Here is a 21,074-nt window from a genome sequence, read left to right as displayed (position 1 = left end):
TCGGGACGAAGAGGTCGTGGGTTCAAATCCCGCCACCCCGACAGAGTTTGGCCAGGTAGAGGGCCTGATCCACAAAAGTGGGTCGGGCCCTTTTCCGTTTCTGGAAGTCGATAGGAGCCAATCGGGGAGCCATCTCACTCGGACTCAACCCGTCGGCTTGTCGCCGAGGATTGTGTTCATGGCGTGCGCGCCCTTGGTGATCACCGGCTTGAGCTGGTGCCGGTAGACCGCTTCCGTGACGCTGGTGCCCGCGTGCCCGACGAGATCGGCGATGGTCTCGATGGGGACGCCCTGGTCACTCATGATCGAGACGAACGAGTGACGCAGTTCGCGGGGTGTCCAGTCGGTTCCGATCCCCGCGTTCTTGGTGATGTGCCGGAACGCTCGCCGTACGTTCGCAGCGTCGAGCGGAGTGCCGACGTTCGTGCAGAACACGAGGTTGTGATCTTGCCATGCCTCGCCCGCCTTGAGCTTGTGGGCGGCCTGGCGCGTGTGGTGGTGCCGGAGTGCCTCAGCGGCGAGCTTGGGCAGTTCCAGCGTCCGACGTGACTTGCGGGTCTTGGTGTCACCTCCTACTCGGTCGGCTCGCCACACGTAGATGGCGAACCTCTTGTGCTTGAACCCGGCCTCGGTCACCGGCTGCCACGCCTTGAGGCTGGGGATCCAGGCGACGACGTGGTCCCAGCGCAGTGCGCGGGCTTCCTCGGTACGGACGCCCGTGGTGAGGCTCAGCACCACGTAGGCGTGAAGTTCGGACGACTCCGCCGCCTTGAGCATCGCGTCCGCCTGGTGCCGGGTGAGGGCCTTGCTGAGCCAGTCGTTGACGGCATCGCGCACGGTGTAGGTCTCCGACGCGGTGACGCCGGACTCAAGCAGTTAACTCATAGGCTGGGGTGCCGAAGGCCACCTCCCGGCGGGAAGTGACCTTCGTGGGAAGAGCGGCGGTCAGGCTCGGGCGGTCATCAGGGTCACCGCGGTCTCCGAGTGGACGCCGGTCTCATCCGTGCAGTGCGCCAGATTCGCGCGTACGGCGGCCGTGAGGTCGGCGCGACGCGAACCGATGTACGGGCTGACCGCGGAGAAGTCGAACAGGCAGCAGATCGCGTCAGGCCCCCCGGGAAGGGTGGCCGGCAGCGTCCATTCGCGGAGTTCGATGTCGACGAAACCGGCCTCCTTCGCCAGCGTGGCGACCTCGACCCCGGGCAGGGACCACGGTTCCTCGAAGAGGTCCGCCTTGTCGGGGCCGAGGACGGTGGCGACGGCGTCGTGCAAGGCGCGGAAGAGCGGGTTGCGGTGCAGCGGCTGCCACGTGGCGATGGCGATCCGCGCGCCGGGGCGGGCGGCCCGCCGCATCTCGGCCAGCGCCGCGCCGCGATCGGGAACGAACTGCAGGACCTGCTGCATGGTGATCAGGTCGAACGCTTGGTCGGAGACGTGCAGCGGGGTGGCACCGCATTCCACGTACTGGATGGGGGCGCCGTCGAGGGCAGGCAGTTCAGCGGCGAGGGCGAGCATGGCGGGGTTGAGGTCGGTGCCGACCACGGCGCCGGTGGGGCCGACCGCCTTGGCCAACACCCGGGCGACGGTGCCGGGGCCGGTGCCGACGTCGAGCGCCTTGGTGCCGAGGGCCGGCGCCAGCGCCTCGACCATGTACTCCGCCCACGGCTGGAAGATCGACGGGAGCAGGATGTCCTGGTACGGCCGTACCAGGCTGACATCGAAGGAGGTGTCCGCGGTCACGGCGGCCCGGGACCTCGTGGCCGTTTCGAGGGTCTCAGCGAGGATGTCGACCTCGTCGGTGGAGTTGTACAGGTAGAACGAGGCCCGGATCGCGGCGGGGACGCCGAATCGGCTGCACGCGAGCTGCGCGCAGTGGTTGCCGGACCGGACGGCGATGCCCGCCTCGTCCAGACTCGCGCGCATGCGCTGGAGCGGGATGCCGTCCACCACGAACGACAGGAGCGGCAGCCGGTTCGCGGTGTCGGTCGGGCCGATGAAGCGGATGCCGGAAACGTCGCCGAGCCGGTCCAGGGCGTACTCGATCAGGGCCTGGTCATGGGCGGCGATCGCGTCCATGCCGATGTTGCTCAGGAAGTCGCAGGCGGCGCCGAGGCCGACGGCCTGCGCGACCGGGGGTGTGCCGGCCTCGAACTTGAGCGGGGGCGCGGCGTAGTGCATGGCGTCCACCGTCACGTGCTCGATCATCTCGCCGCCGCCGAGGAAGGGCGGGAGCTCTTCCAGGAGTTCGTACCTGCCCCACAAGGCGCCGATTCCGGTTGGGCCGCACATCTTGTGGCCGGAGAACGTGACGAAGTCGGCTCCCAGCGCGGTGACGTCGATGCCGAGGTGCGGGACCGACTGGGCCGCGTCGACAACCATCAGGGCGCCGACCTCGTGCGCGCGGGCGGCGATCGTTGCGACCGGGTTCACCGTGCCCAGGATGTTCGACGCGTGCACGACCGTGACGACCTTGGTCCGCTCGTTGATCTTCTCGCTCAGGTCGGAGAGGTCCAGGCGGCCGTCGTCGGTGATGCCGAGATATCTGACCTTCGCACCCACCCGCTCGGCCAGCAGCCGCCAGGGGATCAGGTTGGAGTGGTGCTCCATCTCGGTCAGGACGATCTCGTCGCCGGGACCGACGCGGAGCCGTCCGTCCGCCCAGATGAACGAGTTGGCCAGCAGGTTGACGGCCTCGGTCGCGTTCTTGGTGAACACGATCTCCTCGGCTCGCGGTGCGCGCACGAACGTGGCGATCTTGCTTCGCGCCCCTTCGTACAGGTCGGTCGCCTGTACGGCCAGCCGGTACACGCCACGGTGCACATTCGCATTGGTGCGGATGTAGTAGTGGTTCAACGCGTCCAGGACAACGGCGGGTTTCTGCGTGGTGGCGGCACTGTCGAGGTACACGGGTGGGCGGGAACCGTCAGGGGCGGTTTCGAAGAACGGGAATTCCTTCCGAATCGACTCGACGTCGATCGCCATCGTGGTCTCCTCCTGCCGAATGGTGTAGCGGCAGTGTCGGCGGAGCCCGACCGGCTAGATCCAACTGGAGTTGCGTCATGGCGAACCCTCCAGCGTAACCCACATTTCAGGAAGGTAGAGCGGCAAGGAGTTGCCGTCATTTCCGGCCACCGAGGGCCTCGAATTCCTCACTTAATGTGGCGGCATGGTCGGCGATTTCTTGGTCGACGGCGCGCGGATCATGGCCAGGCGCCGTTCGCGCGGCCTTACCCGGAGAATTCTGGCCGACCTGGTCGGCTGCAGCGAGGAATGGCTCCGCCTGGTCGAGAACGGGGTGAAACCCCTGGATCGGCTGTCGACCATCATGCGGATCGCTGAAGTGCTCCGCGTCGAGGATCTCTCCGAGTTCGTCGGCGGCCGGACGAAACTCCCGCCCGCCTGCGACCACGGCGAATCCGACGAGGTCGGGAACGCGCTGCTGCTGCCCGGCCGGTTCATCGGCGAGGCGACCGAGAGCGTGCTGCGGGTGCAGCACCACGTGATGACGGCGTGGGAGATCTGGCAGCGCTCGCCCCACCGCTACACCGAGACGCGGCGCCGCCTGCCGCCGTTGCTGTCGATGGCCGACCTGTCGGCCAGGGTCGCCACCGGCGCGGACCGGGAAGCCGGTACGGCCGGCCTCACTCAGGTGTACCGGCTGTTCGCGGCGCTGCTACGAAGCTGCGGCCAGCACGCGCTGGCCCTGGTCGCCGCCGATCGCGCGGTGGCCTCCTCGGCGGGTTCGGCGATCACGAAGGCTGAGGTGGCGGGCGTGCTCGTCTCGCTCGGCCGGTACGCCGACGCGCGCTGGCTGTGCCTGGCGGTGATCGACGAGCGGCCCGAGTCGCTGGAGGTCACCGGGCTCTGCTATCTGACGGCCGCGCTCGCCGCCGCCGAGGAGAGCGACGTGCTGCGAACCGAGGAGCTGCTGAACCATGCCCGTAGGATCGGCGACCGGCTGGGCCCGGAGTTCGCGCTGGAGGTGGACCTGCACCGAGTGGCGGTCGCGGTCCGGATGGGCCGGTGCGCGCAGGCGATCCGCCTCGCGGTGGGCGTCGACGCCGACCGCCTCCCCGACAAGGACCGCCAGGCGCGGCACCTGCTGGCCGTGGCCACCGCGCACGCGATGGACGGCGACTCGAGCGCGGCCATGGCGCTGCTGTGGCGGATCGTCGAGGGCTGCCCGGAGGAGCTGCGATTCAACGCGGACGCCGGACGGGTGCTGGCCCGGCTGCGGGCGATGGACTGCGAGTCGACCCGGGGGGACCTTCGGCAGATGACCCGGATCACCGCTTGATTGGCAGCCCGCCAGCATGACCGCCGGGTCGTCGCCCACGTTGGCGAAGGTGTGCGGTGCACCCGGCGGGACCGTGACCCACGTGCCGGCACCGACGTCATGGTTGTCCAGCCCTATGGTGAACCGCACGTTGCCCGATCTCCCGCTGAGTGCTTCAGCGACCCTTGAACAGGGTTCTGCACACCCGGGCCCTGAAACTCTCGAACCGCGCACATGGTGTCCGCTGAGCCTTGCGATGCTTCCGTACCATGTGCGCAACGCTTCTGTGCTGGAGCTTGTGGCCCTTGGCGCTCTTGGGACGAACCTGCCGCCCGACCACAGGCCGGGAAACTGGTTCAGGTACTTCCCGGACCTGCGCGGCGACTGTTGGCCTGGAAGACGGAGGCACTGTGGTGGCTTCGTTTCGCGTCATCGACATGGATGCCAGATGTGGCCGGGCTGGTTCGTGTTCCCCTTGGACGGCTCGCCCCACCGAGTAGCCGAATCCAGCACCGAAGCCCAGAGCACCGGTAAGCGCGAGCGCCATCCAAGCCGCTCGCCACCTTCGGCACGGCGCGGACGGCGTTCTACGGACGAACGCGGACGGCGGAAGAGTGTTCATCATCACCCCCGAGATCATGAACTGATAGTTGGTAGACGATCGCGCAGCGTTATCAGTTCACCTTGGCGGGGCAACGGACCGCGTGACATCGCCTGCTGGCGACCGGCCGTAAGGGGGCTGAGAGTCTGGTGGGCGTGACAGTTGATGCGGTTGAGGACTTCGAGCGGCACCGCTCGAAGCTGTTCGGGCTGGCCTATCGGATGCTGGGTTCGGCGGAGGAGGCCGAGGACGTCGTCCAGGACGCCTTCCTGCGTTGGCATCAGGCGAGCGCTGTCGCATCGCCGTGGGCGTGGCTGGCCAAGGTCGCCACCAACCTGTGTGTGAACCGGTTGACGTCCGCGCGTGCGCGCCGGGAGAGCTATGTCGGTTCCTGGCTGCCGGAACCGGTGCTGACCGCGGGCGGCGCTCTGGGTCCGCTGGACAGCGCCGAGCAGCGGGAGTTCGTCTCGCTGGCCTTCCTGGTGCTGCTGGAAAAGCTCAACCCGGTGGAGCGCGCGGTGTTCGTCCTGCGCGAAGCCTTCGACTACAGCCATCGGGAGGTGGCCGAGGTCATCAACTCCTCCGAGGCGAACTCCCGGCAGCTGTACACCCGGGCTCGCCGCCGCCTGACCGAGGCGCGTGGTCGCTCCGATCGCCGATCGGACCAGGCCCACCGCCGCGACCTGGTGGAGAGCTTCCTGGCCGCCGCGCAACAGGGGGACCTGCCGGGGTTGGAGAAGGTGCTGGCCGAGGACGTGACCGTGTGGGTGGACGGTGGCGGCAGGGTCGGCGCTGCCCGGCGGCCCATCTCCGGCGTCTCCCGGGTGGCGCGCTACTTGGTGGGATCGTGGAGCATCGCCGGTGAGCGGGTGAGCGTGTCGGCCGCGGAGGTGAACGGCGCACTGGGGCTGCTGGCCCGGGCCGGCGAGAAGCTGGTCGGCGTGCTGGTGCCGGAGACGTCGGAGGGCCGGATCAGCGGGATTCGCATCATCGCCAACCCCGACAAGCTCCGGTTGTCACATTCCGGAGGCCTATCCGGTTCTTAACGGGTGACCGCCCACGCCCGCGTGAAGCGGTGACCTGACAGCCGCGCGAGGCCGGAACACCGGCATCGCGCTCTCCCCGGAGGATTCCTGCCCGTGACGAACCTGATTCTGGTGACGGGCGGTACCGGCCGGCTCGGCCGCGCGCTCGTGCCACAACTTCTGTCGGACGGTCATGCCATCCGCGTGCTGAGCCGCAGGCCGCCATCGGATGAGCGGACCTGGCGCGGTGACCTGCTCACCGGTGAGGGCCTGGAGGAGGCGGTCGACGGCGTCGGGGTGATCGTCCACTGCGCGACCGGCAACGGCCGTGCGGACATCGACGGCACGCGCAACCTCATCCAGGCGGCGGTGCGAGCCGGGCGCCCGCATCTGATGTACGTGTCCATCGTCGGCGCCGACCGGGTGGACGTGGCTTACTACCGGGCGAAGCTGGCCTGCGAGCAGCTCGTGGAACGCTCCGGCCTGCCGTGGACGATCCAGCGGACGACCCAGTTCCACGAGCTCATCGTCTGGATGTGCACGAGCCAGCGCCGGCTGCCGATGATCGTGATGCCCAGCGGGGTCAGCTTCCAGCCCGTCGACGCCGGTGAGGTGGCCGCCCGCCTGGCCATGCTGGCCGGCGGGCCACCGGCCGGCCGGGTGCCGGACATGGGCGGGCCCGAGGTGCGCCCCGCCGCCGATCTGGCCCGCGCCTACGCTCGCTCGCGATCCAGCCGCCGGCCGGTGGTGTCGGTGCCGATGCCTGGGGCCGGCATCCGCGGCTACCGCGAAGGGGGACATCTGACCCCTGAGCACGCCGACGGACGGATCACCTTCGAGCAGTTCCTCGCCGCATGAGCGCCCGCACCTGGCTGCGCGCGGGCCTGGCCTTCCTCGCCGTGGCGCAGTTCGCCGTGGGGGTGTGGGCGCTGCTGTTCCCGCGCTCGTTCTTCGACATTCCGTGGGTGGGGATGCGCATGCCGTACAACGCGCATCTGATGATGGACTACGGCGCGATGAGCCTGGCCACATCGGTGGTGCTGGCCGTGAGCTTTTTCACCGTACGGCGCAGCATGGCCCGTACGGCACTCGCCGTGTACCTGGTGTTCGCCGTACCCCACCTAGTGATCCACATCCAGCTGCTGCACCATCTCACGCCCGGCGAACGCGTGCCGTTGCTGGCCGGACTCACGGCGGCCGTCCTGATCCCGCTGGTGCTGCTTCCGCTCACCAGCCGGCTCGAAAAGGCGTAATTCCTCCGCCTTTCCAGAGAATGGCGTTTCCCGCGAAGCGCTCGCCTGCCCCTTCCTGATGATCAAGGGTGACCTCAGGCCAGGTGTCTGGAGAACGAGGGGAACCTCATTTCGTACCAAGATATCTTCTGTCGGGGCGAAGGGAATGGGGAGCGTCATGCTGATTCGACTGCTTGGCCCGGTGGAAGTGGAGCGGTCAGGCCGGCGACGGCCGGTGCGACCTCCGCAGGCCGCTCTCGTACTCGCCGTGCTGGCGCTGGAGGCAGGCCACGCCGTCCCGGTCGATGCGCTCCTTGCCCGGGTGTGGGGGGATCAGGTTCCGCCGGGCGCACGGCGTACGCTGCACACGATCATCACCCGCATCCGGCACGAAGTGGTGGCCGATCATGGTGCGCTCGTCCACCAGCCCGGCGGCTACGTGCTTGACGCAGAGGAGTCGGCGGTCGACGTATCCCGGTTCCGCGCTCTCGTCAACGATGCGGCGACCGCGCCGGATCCGGCACCGCCGCTGGGCGAGGCCCTGACGCTCTGGTACGGCGATCCTCTCGCCGGGCTCGCGGGCGAATGGGCCGAACGTACCCGCCAGCGCCTGCGCGACGAGCGCAAGGATGCCTCGCTGGCGTGGGCCCGAGCGGTGACCGGGCGCGACGCGGCGGGCGCGGTGGCGGTGTTGTCACCGCTGGCCGAGGAGCACCCGCTGGACGAGTTGGTGGCGGCCGCGCTGATCGAGGCGCTGCACGCCTGGGGGCGGACGGCCGAGGCGCTGGTGCACTTCGCGCACGTTCGCCGGACGCTCGCCGACGAGCTGGGTGTGGAACCGGGCACGGTGCTGCAGCGGTTGCACCAGCGGCTGCTCAGGCCCGAGGCCGTCGAGACGGTCCGGCCCGTCCCGGCACAGCTGCCCGTCGATCTGCCGTGTTTCACCGGGCGGGCGGCAGAGCTGGGCCGCTTGACCGCGATCGCGGCCGGCGCAGGCACGACCGCGCCGGCCTGTGCGATCTCCGGGCCGCCGGGAGTGGGCAAGTCGTCGCTGGCGCTACGGTGGGCCCACCTGCATCGTCGGCGTTTCCCCGACGGTCAGCTGTACGCGGATCTGCGGACGGCCGACCCCGACGACGCAACCGTGGTGCTGACGCGCTTCCTGAGGGGGCTCGGAGTCCGGGAAGCGCACATACCGGCGGAAGCGGAGCTTCAGATCGGGCTCTTCCGCAGCATGCTGGCCACGCGCCGGATCCTCGTCGTGCTCGATGACGCCCGCAGTGCCGAGCAGGTCCGGCCACTGCTGGCCACCGCGCCGCAGTGCTTCACACTCATCACCAGCCGGGCCAAGCTGTCCGGGCTTGCCGTCACCAACGGAGCGCACATGCTCCAACTCGACGTCCTGGGAGACGACGACGCCCACGGGCTGCTGGCGGCCAGGCTGGGCGAGCGCAGGCTGGCGGCCGAACCCGAGGCCAACAGGCAGATCATCCGGCAGTGCGGCCGGCTTCCGCTCGCACTGGCGATCGTCGCGGCGAGGCTGGCCCAGCATATCGACCTGCCGCTGGCTCACGTCGCCACTGATCTGTCCCGGGTGGACACGGACCTGGAACCGTTCGCCCACAATGATCCGGCGATCGACTTACGCACCGTGTTCGAGCGCTCGTACCGGGACCTTCCGGAACCGGCTGCCCGGCTGTTCCGGCGCCTGGGGCAGTATCCCGGGCCGTACCTGCCGATGTCGGCAGTCGCGAGCTTGGGCGCTCTGACCCCGGACAGTGCCCGGACGCTGTCCGCGCATCTCGATCTCACCAACCTGGTCGACATCCGCGCCACCGGCCGGTTGCATCTGCACGATCTGCTGCGCGTTTACGCGGCGGAGCAGGCTCGCGACACCGACAGCCCGGCGACGCGCCGGGCGGCGACGCGGCGCCTGCTGGACTACTACCTGTACTCCGCTTGCGCTGCCAACAGCGCCTGTTACCCACAGCGGGAGACCGTGCGGCTGGGGCGACCGGCGCGAGGCGTGGCGGTGGAACGATTCGACGGAGACGCGTCGGCGCTGCGCTGGTTCGCGGAGGAGTCGGTGGTGCTGCCGGCGCTGCTGTCGGAGGCGAGCAAGCTCGGGCTGCATCAGCACTGCTGGCAGCTGACGTGGGCATTCGCGGAGTTCATGCAGCGCCGCGGACTGTGGGGACAGATCCTGCGCGCTCAGACGGTGGCCCTGGTGGCGGCCGACCGGCTCAACGACCGCTTGGCCCAGGCGCTCTGCCACAACAGCCTGGCGCGCGCCCACGCCAAGCTCGGTCGCGATCACATGGCCGTCGAGCACTTCGAGCGGGCGCTGGAACTGCACGGTGGCCTGGATGAGCCGGGCCTGCACGCGCACGTCCATCTGGGACTGACCGTCTCACTGAGCCGGGCACAGCCAGGCCTTGAACTGCACCACTCCCTTCGCGCATTGGAGTTGTTCCGGCGGGCGGGCGATGCCATAGGGGAAGCCCGGGCGTTGAACAACGCGAGCTGGTGGCGTGCCCAACTCGGACACTACGACGAGGCTCTGGCCGACTGCCGCTGGGCTCAGCGGCTCCTGGCCGATGCGGGCTATGCCCAGGGCGAGGGGCATGCCTGGGACAGCATCGCGTACATCCTCGCTTGTAAGGGCGACTTCACGCAGGCGGCGGCGTCTTACGAGCGTGCGGCCGAGCTGTTGCACGGCTGCGACGATCTGCATCCCGCAGCCGAGACGCTGAGCCGCCTCGGCGAGATGCACCTGCGGGCGGGCGACGTCGCGGCCGCGCTGAACGCTTGGAAACGAGCCGCGGAGTTCTACGACGCTCTTGGCAACGTGCAGGGGGACGCGGTCCGCATGCGCATGGCCTCTCTCGAGCGCCCCTGACCGTGTCCCCGCCTTGCCGAGCTGGGACGTTGAGAATTCGTTGAGGCCCCCGTTGCAGGCTTCGCTTGACTATGGCTGTCAGCGAATGCGACAAAGGAGGCCGCGCACGGTGAGTGAGAAAAGCCCGGAGGGGATTCAGGTCAGACTCCTGGGTTGGTTCGCCTGCACCATCGGCCGCGGGGAGGTCCCCATCGCTCCGAAGGCTCAGCGGCTGATCGCCTGCCTGGCCCTACGGGGGCCGACGCCGAGAACGGTGGTCGAGACCCTGCTCTGGCCGCAGGCGGGACAGACGCAGGCGGCCAAAGGACTGCGCCAGTCGCTGTGGAAGATCCGTAAGGCGACGGGGGACGCCCTGCTCGGCGCGTACGGCGACCAACTCGAGCTCCTGGCGAGCGTCACGCTGGACTTCACGCCTGCGAGCAGGCTCGCGGAGCGGCTGGCACGAAGCACGGCGCCCCTGGAGGAGTCCATGGGGCCGACCGCCGCCGGCCTCGCGGGACCGGCGGAACAGGGCGTGACCGAACAGGGCCGATGGCCCTGCCTGGATCTGGAGCTCCTGCCGAGCTGGGACGGCGAGGAGATCGAACGGGCACGGGAGCGATGGGACACGATGCGCCTTGCGGCCCTGCAGCAACTGGGCGAGTCGACCCTGGCCCAGCAGGACCTGCTGTCGTCCCTGGACTACGGCCGGCGCGCCGCCGCGGTGGACCCGTTCAACGAACGCTCCCAGATGATCATGGCGAGCGCCCTGGTGGGCCTTGGCGACATGCGGAGCGCATGGCGGCTCTACACGACCTACTCGGATCTGGTGGGAGCAGAGCTGGGTGTCGACCCGAGCCCCAGGTTCCTCCGCATCGTCACCGGCGTCGCGCAGGAGGACGTCCCGCTGAGGCGATGAGCTCACTCGGGCAGCGTGCCGAGCATGAAGTCCCCTACCGGGGACTCGACGAGGTGTGACAGGCCCGTGGCGTTCGCGAAGCCGCCGGCGTCGTCGCCGTTGCCGAGGGCGCAGGGCGCCAGGCGCATCGCCGTGGCCACCGCATACATGGTGTTCACCAGGGCTCCGACGTTCTTCAGCGTAGTGGCGTAGGAGATTCCCTGATACTTCCAGCTCAGCCGGGCGAACCGGGAGCTGAAGGTGAGGACCACCTGCGGTGTGTACGTGCTTCTGCTGGAGAGCCTCGCTTGCGTGAAGGCGCCCTCGATCAGCGCCGGGTCCCCGGAGACCAGCGTCAGCCCGTGACCGTGCGGGTCGTAGTGGTAGAACCCGGCCTCAAGTCCCGCCACGTCACCGACGAAGAGGTAGATCTCCAGGTCGTAGGCTCCGCCTCCGCTGGGGTACGGCCGGCTGGTGGTGTCGTACGCGTACACGACCCCCTCCTGGGCCGAATAATGCTCACGGATCCTGGCGCTCCTGTACAGGAATGTGCTCAGTTCCCTCAGCGTCAGCCCCCGTTCACCGAACTCGCGGAAGGACTTGCGGCTCTCCATGACGTCGATCAGGCAAGGGTCGTCCGCGGCGAGCGCATCGAGATCAACGACGGGCAGCGCAATGACCGGTCCGTCATAGGGTTCCCGCGTCGCGGGCCATGGCGGGATAACGCCGGCGTAACGGAATGCCGCCCCGGTCACCTGATCGGTCAGCCCTTGCCGGCTGTACATATGGAGCAGCACGTCATGGAACTCACGGTGCACCAGGTCGGGGTCGAGGTCTTCGTCCAACGCCTGGCCACCGCCCAGCGGCACGACCACTCCGAAGGCAAGGAGGAACTCCAGCCAGCATGCGGCCGTCTCGGGCGCGACGCCAGCCGTGGCGGCCGCCTCGTGCGGTGTACCAGGCTTGGCCAGAGCGCCGAGCAGGCCCAGAACCGATGGCCGATCGATCGTGACCCTGAACAAGGTCCGCACCGATTCGAGGATCATCATGTCCGCGCTGCGTCGCAGATGCACGAAGCGCGAGAGCTGGTACCGCTCGGCCGGGTCAACGGCGCCGGCCACAGGTCGCGCCAGTCCCGACGTCGCCTGCGCCCGCATCGCCTCGCCTTGGTCGTCGACGCAGCGCAGCTCCACCAGGCGCTTGCGCAGCAAGACGCGGACAGCGCCCGCAGCCCGCCGGGCCGACGCGCCCGCCGTCAGCGCGGTGATGGACAGCGGGCCGTCGCGCAGCGCCATCAGAACGGTGTCGGCCCCCTCCAGGTCGGTGAGGCGCACCCCGCGGTCGTCGGCATCGACGACGAGCTCACCGCCGCCCGGATTGGCGATTTCCACCTTCGCCTGCAGTGCTACCGAAATCATGCTCGGCTCCTTGTCGGCTGTTCAGCTGTTCAGCTGTCCGGCTGCCCGGCCGTGTCGGGCACGGGTGCGGGTGCGGGTGCGGGTGCGGCCACGGTCGTCTGCGACCTGACCAGGTGGGCATAAGCGGAGTGCCGGTCCAGCAGTCCGGCGTGCGTGCCGTGCTCCGTCACGCGTCCCTGGTCGATGAGCACCACCGTGTCCTCATGGGCCAGGACGGGGATGCGGTGGGCGATGAAGATCAGGGAGCGATCGGCGCAGTGGTGCAGTACCGACGCATGAACCTCCGCGCCGGTGATGACGTCCAGGGCACTGACGGCCTCGTCCAGAACCAGGATCGGCGAGGGAGACAGTAGTGCCCGGGCCAGGGCCAGCCGTTGCCGTTCGCCCCCGGACAGTTCGTAGCCGCGCTCGCCCACCACCGTGTCGAGCTTGGCGGGCAGCGACCGTACCAGGGAGGTCAGCCTGACGGCGCCGAGGACCCGTTCAAGGTCGTCCTGCGTGGCATCAGGCCGCCCGAACAGCAGATTCTCCCTGATCGAGGCGTTGAAGACGGGCGCCTCCTGCGGCACCAGTGTGACCACGCCGCGGAGCTGCCTTGGGTCCACCGGTCGCCCGGCGAGGCGCAGGCCGCCCTGCAAGGGCGTGAGCAGCCCTGCGATGATCAGCCCGAGCGTGCTCTTGCCGGAGCCCGAAGGGCCCGCCAGCATCGTGACCTCACCCGGCCGCACCGTGAGGTTCACACCGGTCAGCGCGGGCCGGGCGGCGCCCGGATAGGAGTAGCCGATGCCGTCGAGTTCCAGGGTGGCGGGTGGCCGCGGAAGCGGTGTCCCCGCACTGCCGTCCCGCTCCTCCCGCGAGGGCTCGATCGACGGGTCGGTCTCCAGGTCCATGACGGCGAAAACGCGCTTGAAGACGGCCAGTGAGCTCTGGATGTCAGCGCTGACCAGCATGAGGTTCTCGATGGGATCGGTCAGGCGCATCTGCAGCATCGCGATGATGATGATCGTGCCGACGGAGATCTCGGGGAAGGCGGTTCCGGCCACCCAGTAGATGGCCGGCGGGATGCACGCCAGCGCGCTCCCGAACCAGGCGTAACCGGTGCGGCCCGCCATGCGTTCCTCGAAGGTGAGCCTGGCCGTGTCGAGGGAGGCCGCCAGGAAACGGCCGCGCTGGAATCCGGTACGGCCCAGCGTGCGCCCGGCGACCACACCCAGGTAGGACAGGTCTTCCTCCACGCGACGCATCATGTCCGCCACGCGATCCTGGCGCAGGTTGGTGAGCATGAACCGCCGTCTGGCCAACCGGCGGTTCACCAGGCTCAGGCCGAGCGCCAGCACGATCGACAGCAGGCCGATCTTCCAGTTCAACGCCATGATCACGCCCACGGCCGCCAACAGGCCTGTCCCCGACAGCAGCAGGGACTGCAGCGAGAAGGTCAGGGTGTCGCTGATCTCGCCGATATCGCTGACCAGGATCGACTGTGTCCGGCTGTTCGACTCCGAGGCGAAGAAGGTGAGCGGAGACCGTTGCACCTGGTCGTAAACCTTCATCCGCAGGTCGTGCACCACACGCTGCCCCACCCGGTAGATGAGCCGCCCCTGGTACAGGGAGGTGAGGTTGGACAGGAACCCGGCCGTGATCATCCCGCCGCACAGCAGGCCCAGCAGCGCCACGTCGTGTGCGGGCAGCGCCTCGTCAATGATCTTCTGCAGCAACAGCGGGGCGGCGACCGTCAGGGCCGTGGAGGTGAGGACCAGCAAGGTGGCCAGCGCCAGCAGGGACGCGTGTGGAGCGAGCAACGCGGCCACGCGGGCCGCCAAGCGGGGCTCGCGGTCAGGAGCGGGTTCGCTACTCATAGCCCAGCTCCCCGGCGAGTTCGCTCATGACCCGCTGCATTTTCACAGGTAGATCCCATTCGGCTGCGAAGGTGACCGGCCCTGGCGTGGCGATCGGCCGCAGGGCTGGGGACCGTAAGAACTTCCAATCCCCGCCGTGCAGGCTGTGATCCGCCCCGGTGCCGGCGAAACACCAGCGGTCGGTCTCGATCATCCGCCGCAGCACTTCGTCGTCGTACGGCAGGCCCAGCCAGTCCAGGACGACCGGCAGCCACCTCAGCGGCTCGCCCACCAGGTCCTCGGCCCGAAGGCGCAGCACCTGGCGCGTGGGCAGCGTGCGGGTGGCGCCCATGATCCGGCGATGCGCCGTGTACCACGTCAGGGCCGCTGTGATCGCCGTCTGCCGGTCGGAGCGGGCGGTCAGCGCTCCGAAGTGGGTCGTCAACGAACGCAGGGCGCTGGTCGGGTGCCGGGTCAGATGGAGCAGGCGCGCGCCGGGATACGCCGTGCGGCACCGCGACAGCGCCTCGTCGCTGCGGACCGTGTCGGGAGACTTCTCCACGCCGATCAGCGGTTGCACCCGGTGCAGCAGATAACCGAGGACCTCGGCGGTGCTCCAGGACGAGCGGCCGCTCAGCCAGCGGTGCGCCCGACGTATGGAGGCCGGCCGCTGGTCGCCGAACTCCACCTCGGCGACGGCTCGGGCGACACCGCTCAACTGGGTCGAGTAGTACGTACTGTGGGGGCCGGTCCCGTCAGCGGCGCTCAGCAGTTCGGCGATCACACGACCGTTGAAACCGACCATCTCCGGGAAGACGAACAGCTCGTCATGCCCGGCCAGAAGGGCCGATGACACCGTCGTGTACGAGCGGGCAGGCGCCAGGATGAAGACCGGCTGCCGTGTCAAGGACATGACGGAGCCGTTCACGCGGGATGCCCGAGCGCGACGGTGAACAGATGGCGCTGCCCCGGCTGCAGCCGGCTGACCAGGCCTGTCACCTCACGGGAGGTCCGACCGAACAGCGACGCGGCCAAGCCTTCGGCCAGCGCCGTCCGCCAGATGGCATGACCGAGCGCCCCGACGCGGGAAACCAGGGAACCGTACGCGGCGTCGGCGCCCGGCGGGATGCGCTCGAAGTCGCCGGTCAACAGGAGCAGGGCCGGTGCCTGGACATAACGTTCACGCAGCCCCGGCAGGAGTTCCGCGCCGGCGAGGAGCCGGCAGCCGCCGGTGTCCGCGGTATCGGGCGAGCAGGTGTAGAAGCCGGGCTTCAGGTCGTCGACGTCCCAGGCTCCCAGAACGGTCAGAAATCCCGGATCGCCGTGCGCGTCGACCGGCCAGGTCTCGGCGACCATGGCCGTGGCCGCGCCCACGACGTGCCGCAGCACGGGAAGGGCCACCGGGTCAGCGCGGAGGCGACCGCAGCTGTTCTTGCCGGCGATGTCCTCCCGCCAGACGGCCGGCGGCTCCGCTTCGCGGTGCGGGGCGGCCGTATCGGCGCGGCCGAGCAGGGGCTGCCGGGCCAGCAGTGCCTGCCGGACCGCTTCGAGCGGCGCGTCGACGGGGATCAAAGGCATGGTGACCTCCTGGCATCCGGGTCGCCCAGCAGGGCGACCGCGGTGACGAGCTCCCGTTCCGGCATGAGCTCGAGCCGCGTGCCCAGATCGGCGGGCCAGACGGAGGCGAACCGCACGGGCAGGCCCGCAGCGTGGGCGAAGGTGGCGAGTTCCATCGCGGCGCCTCCCGCGTCCAGGAGCGCGAGCCGGTGGACGAGCGCGTCGTACTTGTCCCGCAACCGGCCTAAGGCGGCGATCAGGATGAGCACCGCTTGCCCCGGTTCCGGCGGGGGGAGGTCGACGCCGTCGAGCAACTGGCCGAAAGCCGCGTCGTGTCTTCTGACGGAGATAAGAGAGTGTGTGGTGTCCGTATACCGCTGCACATTCCCCGGCAGACCGAAGCGCTCGCCGGGGGAGAGCAGGTAAACCTCGGCCGAGGCGAGGTCGCCGCTGCTGGGCACCCAACGCTCCGTGCCGTCGTCGTCCCGGAAGCCGGCGATTCTGGCGAGCAGCCGGCTCAGCAAGGCCGGATCGGCCGGCGAGGCGGGTGCGCCGTCCGGCATCGCGCGGGCGGACGGCTGTGGCAGGGGCGCCGCCGGGGAGTAGGGGAACTGGGCTCTGCGGCGGCGTAGTTCCTGCTCCGCCTGCTCGGAACGCGGCTCCCACGGAGGCTCGGTGGTGATCCGCCGGGGAAGCAGCTCGTGCTGCCACTCGTAGGCCGCCACTGCGCCGTAGCCACCACCGCAGAGGCCACAGCCGTCCTCCGGCAGCAGGTGGAACCGCGTCTCCGTGTAGTCGCGCAGGGACAGCCGGGTCAGGCCCTTGTGCGTTCTGCGGTCCCCGACCGTGGTCAGGAGGGAGAGGACCTCGGTGCAGAGCAGGCCGACGAGCACGCCGTCAAGCGCCTGCCCACGCTCGGCCGACGCTTGAGCCGGGGCTGTGGTCGCCGCGCGCAGGCAACGGGGACACGTGGTCGCTTCCCGGTAGAACAGCGGCCCCACCTCGGCCGCCGCCTCGTATCGCGCGAACCGCAGCAGCGGCACGTCCGCGCCGGAGCACAGGCGATGCGCCGTCTCCAGGTCGGGCCCGCCGCGGGTGTCGTCGAGGAGCACCAGGTCAGGAGGATTCTTGGACAGTGAGGCGACCAGCGGCGCGGGCGAGTCCAGGAAGGTGACCCTGCCCACCCCGGCGCCGAACAGATCCGCACCGAGCGTCTGTCTCCCGTCTGCGGCGCCGACGATCACCACGTGGGCGGACGCGAGCGTGTCCAGCACGTGGGCCGAGCCTGTGAAGCGCTCACGCAGGGCGCTGAAGGTGCGCGAGAAATAGACGACCGCCTGCGGATGAGGGTCGGCGGCGCGCGCCGCGAAGGGCTCTTCCAGCAACCCGCGCTCCTCCAGCAGCCGCAACGCCTTGTCGAGTTCGGCCGCGGGCCATTGGAGATGGTCGCGAAGCCGGTCATAGGTCCGCTCGCCGTCCAGCGCGGCCAGCAGCGGGGGCAGCATGGCCTTAGCGGACGCGCCGGAGAACAGGTAGCGGCGGATGCCGCCGTCCACGATGACGCCCTGATCGGTCTCCACCACTGCCAGCCCTCTCGACAGCTTCAGGCCCGCTGTGAACCTCGCGACGCCGCTCATCTGCCGACCTCGGCGGGCGCGTGACGATCGCGCCCGAGGGCCGGAGCCAAGGAACGCCGGAGAACGGCCACTCCTCTGCTCGTCGGCCGCGCGCAATAGCGGCAGTCGTCGCACTCCACGACCCCGTGGATGGAGACGGCGGCCTGGCGGAGGTCGATCGAGGCGATCTGGCCGGGTGCGGCCGCACGCAACATCATTACCGTCGCCGCGGCGCTCATGCGCACGTGGTGCGGGAGGAACCCGCCAGGTAAGGGCGCGCGGCCGGTGGCATAGGCCTCGGTCAGGAGGGCCTTGACCGTCTTCTGCCGGTCATGCTGCACCCGTCTCCTGACAGCGCACTCGAAACAGGGCGCTCGCTCGCCCATGACCAGCGGTCCGACGGTGACCGTGAGCCCATCCCGCGTGATGGGCAACCAGGTGCGGCCGGTGCCGGCCGCCAGGCTCGCGGCGGTGTTCCACAGAGGAAGGCCGGGATGGGACGCGGTGACGACTACGACGTCCGCCATGCGCCCGGGCGGCACGGGTGTGAACGCCTCCTCGAGATCAACGGCGCGGCGGACCTCGAGGGCGGCTGTGGCGTCCAGCGCGTCGTGGACGTGGCCGCCGAATTCGTCCACGTCCACCGTGGACACGCGGGTCAGGCCGGGCATGACGCTCTCCTTATCTGATGCGGTGAGGCAGGAACACGCGGAACGGGAGCATCACCCAAGGTGGTGGGCGGCCACGAGCGTGCGGGAGCTGACGGTCCGCACGGCCTCCGGCAGGATGTCCTGATGCGACACGGAGTCGAGGGCGGAGGTGAAGCGCTCGAGGAAACCGGCGGCGCCATGGCTCGCCGGTGCCCGGTCGATCGCCGACCGGACGTGCGAGGAGTAGGCCTGGACATAGTCCCACGGCGCTGGGTCCTGTACCTCGATGGCGACGTGCAGCGAGATCTCCGACCGAGCCAGTGCGTAATGGGGGCTGCCGTGCGGCAGGTACAGGACGGCCCCGGGGCGCAGTCGCGCCGTGAGGCGGCCGACCTGGTCGAGGTCGCCGTCGCCGCAGAAGACCGAGCCGCTGGGCAGATCCGGCTTCAGCCGTCCCGCCACCCAGTCCTTCACACCCGCCGTCTGCAGGATCAGCACGTGGACGCCGTCCAGATGCGCAGTGATGACCGGTTCGTCCCCGGGCGGGCTGAGAAAGGCATGCGCAACGACGCCGGCGTCGAGGAACTCCGCCAGCTCATCCACCATCTCGCGGATGGGGAGATGCCAGTGGTCGATCCTGTTGAACTTCAACGTCGCGCCGCTTTCGAACGCGCGGCGCGCTCCCCGGACATCCACCAGATCGTCCACCTCGTGTCCCTCCACGAGCCTGGTACGGGTCGGCATCGCCGCTCCGGCAGGCGTGCCGCCGAAGGCTGCCACGTAGGGACGGCTCAGCAGGCCGCAGTCCAGTTGCCGCCAGATGTCGTCCTCGGTGAGCAGCCCGGCGACGCCTTCAGCGCAGGTGGCGAGGACCTGCGGCCGGCGGCGCCAGACGGACCCCATGAACTCGTCGATATCCGGAACCAGCCGGTCGAGTGCCCAGGGCGTCGTGATATGAACGGTCATCCGGCTTCCTGTCTCATCATCGTCGCGGTCATGGTGGACAACTTGTCGGCGGACATGCGCGCGGCCACGTCCATCAGCGCCTGTTTGGCCGCGGCGGAACGTTCCTCCTGGCTCATCAGGTGGAAGTGCGAGGTGAGCCGGGCATCGGCCGTCAGGGCACAGGTCTTGAGGACCTTGGCGTAATCGGCGGGCATCGGCTCCCTGACCGCCAGGAGCAGCAGGCACGACTCGTCACGCACCTCGGCCCGCAGCCCAGCGGGCGTGGACAGGAGCAGGGCCCGGCCGGAGTCCAGCACGGCAGTGCCGCGGCGCCGGGGCACGCCGTCGAGCAGCGCCTGCCCGCGGACCTGGATCAAGAAGGTGGGATGCTCGGTGCGCAACGCCATCGTCGCGCCGTCCCGCCTGGCCAGAAACAGCCGCGAGTCCACCGCCGATCCCAGCTCGTGCCCGAGCCCGGTGACCACTTCCCGCACGTGGCGATGCCAGTGCGCCAGACGGCTGAACTGGAGGAATGCGCCCGCGTCCAGTTCCCGCTCGATCGTCTCGACATCTGCGAAGCCCGCCACCTGCATCCCGCCGGTCACCACCCGGGTCTGACGCGCGGCGATCTCGCCACCCGCACCCCCGCCGGTTCTCAGGCGGAAGTACGGATACCGGACGGCGCCGGCGCGCAGACACGTCAACAGGTGGGCAGGGTCGACGATGTCATCGCCGGCGGTCATGACGATCGGTTCGCCGGCGCCCGCGCGCCCACGGGTCTGCCGGTAGATCTCGGCAAGTTGCTGGTGCACAATGTCCTCCTCAGGCGAAGGGCTGGGGCCATGGGTTGAGGTCGGCTTCCGGATGGCACGGGTGGCCCATCGCCGCGGGGGCTTCGTACAGCCTTCGATGGCCCAGGTACGCCGCGCGCGGGATGAGCGAGAGAGGTTGCAGCGCGGGAATGACCGCGCTGACGGCGCACAGGCCGACGTTGGCCAGCTCCACCGGTGTGCTGTCCACGACGACGACCTCCATGTCCTTGCCGGCCAGGCGGGCGACCAGCACGCTCAGCGCCTGGGCCGGGTCCTGAGGCAGGGGCGTGACCTCGTGATCATGAACGGTTCGGCGCCGCTCCCAGTCCTCGGTCAGGAAGTCGAAGGCGGCGGCGCGCTCGGGAACGCCCATGTACCTCATGCCGTCCTCCACGTCGGCGCCGAACCGTGCCGCGCCCGGATCCTTGACCGGCTTGCTCTCGCTGTAGCAGAGGCTTCGCACGAGCAGCGTCTCCAGCATCGCCTTGAACGCCGCTTCGCTCATGGTCCGGCCGGTGGCGGCCGCTACCACGTGCTGGGCGCGTACGTCGTGTGGCGCTCGCTGCATGCAGTAGACGGCCGGCACGCCCACGTCCGACCTGGCGTCCATCAGGTAGGTCTCGATGAAATGGTCGTCGCTCCACGCCAGCAGGTGGCCCATCTCCTCGGAGAGGGCGGTGAGCTGGAGCCTGGGCAGCCGCAGCATCTGGTGCCAGGTGAGGGCGACCATGTCTCGTTCGATGACCTCGCAGATGCCGCGCACTGTCGCCTCCACCAGGTCGGAGTGGACGGCGTAGCCGGTGGAGATCCCGTTCCAGAAAGCCTCGCCCGCCAGCTCGTGGCGGGCGCCGTAGTGCGCCATGACGGCTGGGATCCACCGCTGTTCCATGCTGACCAGTTCGAGCCCTCGTACCCACCTGATCGGCAGGTCCGCGTCGTACGGGCGCAGCGGACAGGCCGGATCGGCGTACTCACGAGCCGAGCAGCGGGGTACGACCGTCATATCGATCGCCGGTCCCGGCAACTCGCGCAATCGCGCGGTGCGGGATTCGAACGTCAGGAACCCCGCGCTGCGTTCGGCGCCCTCGGCGATGGCGACGAACCGCGCGAGTTCTTCGTCGTCGATCGCCCGGCCGCAGCCATAAGTGTCGTCGGGTTCCATCAATCCCGGCCAGGCGCTTCCCACGGATGCGCAATAAGTCGACACCCGATCCAGGCCGCGCAGCCCAATGACCTCACTCACTCCCGAAACCACACCATAAGGGGAGACCAGCGATTCCAAATCCAATGAAAGGTTGCCGTTCGGGGAAACCAGGGACATGGGCGAGCTG

General features: G+C 69.4%; 17 protein-coding genes and 2 pseudogenes. 6 read left to right on the top strand and 13 right to left on the bottom strand.

Features of this window, described 5'->3' with window-relative positions:
• Window positions 1–144: 144 nt before the first annotated feature.
• The 3 genes and pseudogenes from OHA68_RS15720 to OHA68_RS15710 all read right to left on the bottom strand — a co-directional run.
• Window positions 145–837: a site-specific integrase gene (locus OHA68_RS15720; protein ID WP_327108305.1), complete on the bottom strand. Its 693-nt coding sequence runs from the start codon at window positions 835–837 to the stop codon at window positions 145–147.
• A 108-nt stretch (window positions 838–945) separates the two neighbouring features.
• Window positions 946–1,740 (bottom strand): class I SAM-dependent methyltransferase, encoded by a 795-nt coding sequence (locus OHA68_RS15715; protein ID WP_327109512.1) that lies wholly within the window; start codon window positions 1,738–1,740, stop codon window positions 946–948.
• A gap of 12 nt (window positions 1,741–1,752) precedes the next feature.
• Window positions 1,753–2,982 (bottom strand): annotated as a pseudogene (locus tag OHA68_RS15710) (aminotransferase class V-fold PLP-dependent enzyme); the annotation flags it as partial.
• 184 nt (window positions 2,983–3,166) lie between these two features.
• Between OHA68_RS15710 and OHA68_RS15705 the strand changes: the two are divergent.
• The gene (locus OHA68_RS15705; RefSeq protein WP_327108304.1) at window positions 3,167–4,297 is read left to right on the top strand and encodes a helix-turn-helix domain-containing protein; all 1,131 of its coding nucleotides are present in this window, start codon (window positions 3,167–3,169) and stop codon (window positions 4,295–4,297) included.
• Between the two features lie 21 nt (window positions 4,298–4,318).
• On the opposite strand, the pseudogene OHA68_RS15700 reads toward OHA68_RS15705, so the two are convergent.
• Window positions 4,319–4,426, bottom strand: a pseudogene (locus OHA68_RS15700) (cupin domain-containing protein); the annotation flags it as partial.
• Between the two features lie 606 nt (window positions 4,427–5,032).
• On the opposite strand from OHA68_RS15700, the gene OHA68_RS15695 reads away from it, so the two are divergent.
• From OHA68_RS15695 to OHA68_RS15675, 5 genes are all read left to right on the top strand, one after another.
• Window positions 5,033–5,923 (top strand): RNA polymerase sigma-70 factor, encoded by an 891-nt coding sequence (locus tag OHA68_RS15695; RefSeq protein ID WP_327108303.1) that lies wholly within the window; start codon window positions 5,033–5,035, stop codon window positions 5,921–5,923.
• Window positions 5,924–6,016: 93 nt separating this feature from the next.
• Window positions 6,017–6,760: an SDR family oxidoreductase gene (locus OHA68_RS15690; protein WP_327108302.1), complete on the top strand. Its 744-nt coding sequence runs from the start codon at window positions 6,017–6,019 to the stop codon at window positions 6,758–6,760.
• Complete coding sequence (locus OHA68_RS15685) at window positions 6,757–7,155, top strand: hypothetical protein (RefSeq protein ID WP_327108301.1); 399 nt, start codon at window positions 6,757–6,759, stop codon at window positions 7,153–7,155. Before OHA68_RS15690 ends, OHA68_RS15685 begins: the two co-directional genes overlap by 4 nt.
• 247 nt (window positions 7,156–7,402) lie before the next feature.
• Complete coding sequence (locus OHA68_RS15680) at window positions 7,403–10,033, top strand: AfsR/SARP family transcriptional regulator (RefSeq protein ID WP_327108300.1); 2,631 nt, start codon at window positions 7,403–7,405, stop codon at window positions 10,031–10,033.
• A 109-nt stretch (window positions 10,034–10,142) separates the two neighbouring features.
• Window positions 10,143–10,931, top strand: a complete 789-nt coding sequence (locus tag OHA68_RS15675) for an AfsR/SARP family transcriptional regulator (protein WP_327108299.1) — start codon at window positions 10,143–10,145, stop codon at window positions 10,929–10,931.
• 2 nt (window positions 10,932–10,933) lie between these two features.
• On the opposite strand, the gene OHA68_RS15670 is transcribed toward OHA68_RS15675, so the two are convergent.
• Genes OHA68_RS15670 through OHA68_RS15630 form a run of 9 tightly spaced genes read right to left on the bottom strand, consistent with a single transcriptional unit; the run spans window position 10,934 to window position 20,905 of the window.
• On the bottom strand, window positions 10,934–12,328 hold the full coding sequence (locus OHA68_RS15670; protein WP_327108298.1) for a SagB family peptide dehydrogenase: 1,395 nt from the start codon (window positions 12,326–12,328) through the stop codon (window positions 10,934–10,936).
• A 29-nt stretch (window positions 12,329–12,357) separates the two neighbouring features.
• The gene (locus OHA68_RS15665) at window positions 12,358–14,184 is read right to left on the bottom strand and encodes an ABC transporter ATP-binding protein (RefSeq protein WP_327108297.1); all 1,827 of its coding nucleotides are present in this window, start codon (window positions 14,182–14,184) and stop codon (window positions 12,358–12,360) included.
• On the bottom strand, window positions 14,177–15,076 hold the full coding sequence (locus OHA68_RS15660; protein WP_327108296.1) for a sulfotransferase family protein: 900 nt from the start codon (window positions 15,074–15,076) through the stop codon (window positions 14,177–14,179). Before OHA68_RS15660 ends, OHA68_RS15665 begins: the two co-directional genes overlap by 8 nt.
• Window positions 15,077–15,087: 11 nt before the next feature.
• Window positions 15,088–15,741, bottom strand: coding sequence for a hypothetical protein (locus OHA68_RS15655; protein WP_327108295.1), 654 nt, complete (start codon window positions 15,739–15,741; stop codon window positions 15,088–15,090).
• Entirely contained in the window at window positions 15,732–17,357 is a 1,626-nt protein-coding gene (locus OHA68_RS15650) for a hypothetical protein (protein WP_327108294.1), read from the bottom strand. The genes OHA68_RS15655 and OHA68_RS15650 overlap by 10 nt, the downstream gene beginning before the upstream one ends.
• A complete protein-coding gene (locus tag OHA68_RS15645; protein WP_327108293.1) occupies window positions 17,354–18,007 on the bottom strand; it encodes a TOMM precursor leader peptide-binding protein in 654 nt (217 codons plus the stop codon). The genes OHA68_RS15650 and OHA68_RS15645 overlap by 4 nt, the downstream gene beginning before the upstream one ends.
• Before the next feature lie 51 nt (window positions 18,008–18,058).
• Window positions 18,059–18,952, bottom strand: a complete 894-nt coding sequence (locus OHA68_RS15640) for a JmjC domain-containing protein (protein WP_327108292.1) — start codon at window positions 18,950–18,952, stop codon at window positions 18,059–18,061.
• Window positions 18,949–19,743, bottom strand: a complete 795-nt coding sequence (locus tag OHA68_RS15635; protein ID WP_327108291.1) for a hypothetical protein — start codon at window positions 19,741–19,743, stop codon at window positions 18,949–18,951. Before OHA68_RS15635 ends, OHA68_RS15640 begins: the two co-directional genes overlap by 4 nt.
• 10 nt (window positions 19,744–19,753) lie before the next feature.
• Entirely contained in the window at window positions 19,754–20,905 is a 1,152-nt protein-coding gene (locus OHA68_RS15630; protein ID WP_327108290.1) for a YcaO-like family protein, read from the bottom strand.
• Window positions 20,906–21,074 lie beyond the last annotated feature (169 nt).

The organism is Nonomuraea glycinis, assembly GCF_035920485.1.
In the GTDB taxonomy this organism is placed as follows: Bacteria; Actinomycetota; Actinomycetes; order Streptosporangiales; family Streptosporangiaceae; genus Nonomuraea; species Nonomuraea glycinis.
This window is presented reverse-complemented; position numbering and strand designations above follow the sequence as displayed.